At 68.5% G+C, this 457-nt stretch carries 1 protein-coding gene; it reads left to right on the top strand.

The features are described from left to right. Positions 1-80: 80 nt before the first annotated feature. On the top strand, positions 81-457 hold a 377-nt coding region (locus tag RNB18_RS51860), incomplete at its 3' end, for a very short patch repair endonuclease (RefSeq protein ID WP_311721039.1).

Raw genomic sequence — 457 nt, forward strand, 5'->3', positions numbered from 1 at the left:
TTTCCGGACCAGGGACTCCACCAGGGAGGACCTCGCGATCATCGAACGTGCGGCGGACGGGTCGTAGGAGACTGGTAGTGATGAGCACGGCCAAACCCTCCTCCCCCGGCGTCTCCGCCCGGATGAGCCGCCAGGCCAGCCGCGACACCGCACCCGAGGTGGCGGTGCGCAAGCTCCTGCACGCGGCCGGCTACCGATTCCGGGTCAACGCACGTGTGCCGGACATGCCCCGGCGGACGATGGACATCGCCTTCACCCGCGTCAAGGTCGCCGTGATGATCGACGGCTGTTTCTGGCACGGCTGCCCCGTGCATGCCACGCAACCGAAGGCGAACGCCCAGTGGTGGCGTGACAAACTCGATCGCAACATGGCACGTGACCGGGAGACGACCGAGCACTTGACCGCCGCCGGGTGGACGGTGCTGCGTTTCTGGGAGCACGAGGCGCCGGCGGCGGT

The organism is Streptomyces doebereineriae (assembly GCF_031845645.1).
GTDB classification, from domain to species: Bacteria; Actinomycetota; Actinomycetes; order Streptomycetales; family Streptomycetaceae; genus Streptomyces; species Streptomyces canus.